Source organism: Mucilaginibacter straminoryzae, assembly GCF_022953055.1.
Classification (GTDB): Bacteria; Bacteroidota; Bacteroidia; order Sphingobacteriales; family Sphingobacteriaceae; genus Mucilaginibacter; species Mucilaginibacter straminoryzae.
The window spans coordinates 1-2,771 of sequence record NZ_JALJEJ010000022.1; the positions used below are offsets into that span (position 1 = coordinate 1).

The following is a 2,771-nucleotide window of genomic DNA, read 5'->3' on the forward strand; positions in this document are numbered from 1 at the left end:
TAAAGATTATCTAAAGGAATACGCTCTGACAATTGAAAGTTGGTAAACAGTTTCTCCTGATAATGTTTCTTCCCTTGCATGCTTTAAGATACTAATTGTACCTTAGTTGTGCAACAGCCACTAGAAGCTCGCGCCAGCACGGGGGGGGGAGGTACGGCGCAAGCGTCTAAGCTTCGGTATAAATAGCCGACAGGTATAATTATCGATAATTATCGATAATTATCTTAAATTGCTGTCGTATAATCTTTCCTAATGCAGCAGCGTCAATACACCGAAAAAACGAACTGTACCATACAGACCGGCAAAAACGGAATCTCCATGCCGGCGGTGCCTGTCTTTCAGTATCAGTCACACCAACCGGTTGTGCAAGGATATTTTACTTACAAAAAAGAGCCGTTTTCACCTGATCAAATAGAGCAGATCTATAATCATATCGCAAATGTTAATGTTACTGTGGCCGAAGAATTCCAGCAGATGGCAAATTCCGATGTTAATCACGGAGCAATAAGTACCTGGCTTAAGAGTAAAAAAATTTATACACCGATCAATTCTATGCTTGAAGAAGCTAATGAAGATGACAACATAAGTGTTTTTAGCGATTTTGAGAAGAGCGACTTAGAAAGGTGGAAAGATCTGAAAGGCCCTAAAGGCAGCGTCAAGGATACACAATTTCCAATTTTTTCTGAAACAAGGTCATTCCTTGAAACGAACAAGGACTCGCTTAAACCCGAAGGTTTATTAGAGTTATTTGATAATCTTTCAAAATACAATGGATATGACCAGACAACCTACGGTTTCGCACGTAAGATGGGTGATAGAGAGAATGATGAAGACAGACAGTTTGGGAGTAAACTTTCGATATTGCCATTGAAATACCTGAGCCAAACTTTAACAGGTAAAACGGATCTCGACTGGCACAATGAGGCCAAATCCAAAACTAATGAAAATCATTTTGAAAAAGGACTTGGCCAGCAGATGGAAAAGAATGGACAGAAGTTAAGTGATTTTGAAATAATGATTAGCCGGGCAAGATGTCCGCATTGCAAGAAAGATAAGCAAGTTAACAGGTTTGGGAAAATCTATGCAGATGGAGAAAATGATTCCTGTCAGTGCTGATCGCTTACCAATTTTATTGAATTTGTTGCCGACTTCAGCTGTGCCCTTGTCATAAACCGCGGCAAATACCAAGCAGCCTCGCCTGCGGGCTGTTGTCGGCTCGTTCCACTTGATCGAGATAAGGAAGTGATGGAAAAAAACCTTTACCTTACCATTACACACGACACGCGTGCGTCAGCATAGGGGGATCTTATAAAGAACACGAGCTACAAGCTCGCCCCAGCAGGGGGGAAATATTTGTAATGCTTATGTTTATTTACTAGATATTTCAATAGTCTAGTGAGCCTTTAGGAATAGTTATTACATTTTTCTGTTGGATTTTCAACTCCCCTTGTGTTCTTTTTCGTTCTAAAATGCCTTCCAGTGGTAAATCCTGAAGGGCGTACTCGAGGCGGCCAAAAGAGGTATGCCAGTAAGGTTCTTCCTTCCCATGAATGAGCTCCAAAGAGTATATATCCTTGTTGACTTTTGAAGAAATGGTTTCCTGCCCATAGAATGCACCGGTTGTGGTTGCAAATTGATGTAATTGCATTGGCAGAACTTGTGTACAATTAAATAGCTTGCACAATTTTGGGCAATAACCCCTATCTAAGTCAAATGTTCTAACTGGAAGAACCATATTATAAAGGGAGCCTGTATGTTGCCGCTCATGCTTCTGTATATGTGTTGATGAGTATTTGATACCATCAAGGTCCATTTTGGCTGTCCATTGCAATAGCAGCTGAGGAATAATATACTCCGGCTTAAACGAGGCTTCAAGATCGGAGATTCTAAAGGAACAAGCTGCAATAAGCGGCCAAGTAAAAATTTTACGGAAAATGTCTCTGGCGCTAAATTCCATTACTTCTTCCAAGGAATGGAGATTATAATCGTCCGTCGTAAGATCCAGGAATTTTAATGCTCTTACGTTTTGTAATCGTACAGCCTGGATGTCCGCAAAGTCAGGCCTTAACATTTCCTCCCACGCTACATAGATGCAGTTTGACAGGTATAAGGAAGGGAGACCTGGAATGCTGTAACGTTGCGTACGAACGCGTCCCCGTTGTTCAAAAGGAATGTGAAATAAGTCAGATTTATTTAATGGGTAATTGCCGTTTTTTCTTCGCAATCTAAAGAAGTTAGTTTTAGCAGGTAAAGTACCATCTTTCCAAAGAATTTCTGCAACCTTTGATGTTGTCAAGGTTATAGCTAATTTTTCGAATGCTGCAGCTGGGTTACCTTTGTAATATAGATTTACTGTCTCTATTATGCCATTTACAAGAGTGCGGAAATGATCAATAGACACATCAAAACTGGAAGGCAAACGACTAAGTTTGGAAAAGTCGGTAGATGCCTCTATTAAGTCAACATATCTTGAAAAGAGTTCCTTGAGATGTTCACGAAAGGACTTGTTTGGTAACGGATTAATAGGGAGGTTTGTAGCTGGGTGAAATAGGATTTTTGCAAGGTTCATGTTTAAGCATAACGGTTTGATTAAAGTTATTAACTTTCGTTATAATATCATAGCCCCCCTAATGCTGGCGCAAGTTTGTAGTGGCTGTTGCACAACTACGTTAATACGCGGGGGATATAAAACTTTTCGGACTTTGATTGCCATATGACTACTGTATTTGTGATGAAGCAGATAGTTTCTCTATAGCGACTTATTACTACTA

2 protein-coding genes are annotated in these 2,771 nt (G+C 40.1%); one reads left to right on the top strand and one right to left on the bottom strand.

Annotation, left to right across the window (positions count from 1 at the left end; genetic code table 11):
* Nucleotides 1–252: 252 nt before the first annotated feature.
* Nucleotides 253–1,116 carry a hypothetical protein gene (locus MUY27_RS20505; protein ID WP_245133353.1) on the top strand — a complete coding sequence of 288 codons (864 nt, stop codon included), beginning with the start codon at nt 253–255 and terminating at the stop codon, nt 1,114–1,116.
* Nucleotides 1,117–1,384: 268 nt separating this feature from the next.
* Here MUY27_RS20505 and MUY27_RS20510 read toward each other — a convergent pair whose 3' ends face one another.
* Nucleotides 1,385–2,569, bottom strand: a complete 1,185-nt coding sequence (locus MUY27_RS20510; protein WP_245133355.1) for an RES domain-containing protein — start codon at nt 2,567–2,569, stop codon at nt 1,385–1,387.
* Nucleotides 2,570–2,771 lie beyond the last annotated feature (202 nt).

What these genes read in the sequence shown, in the direction of transcription:
- MUY27_RS20505 (WP_245133353.1), top strand. Translation starts at nt 253, where the DNA reads ATGCAGCAGCGTCAATACACCGAAAAAACGAACTGTACCATACAGACC.
- MUY27_RS20510 (WP_245133355.1), bottom strand. Translation starts at nt 2,569, where the DNA reads ATGAACCTTGCAAAAATCCTATTTCACCCAGCTACAAACCTCCCTATT.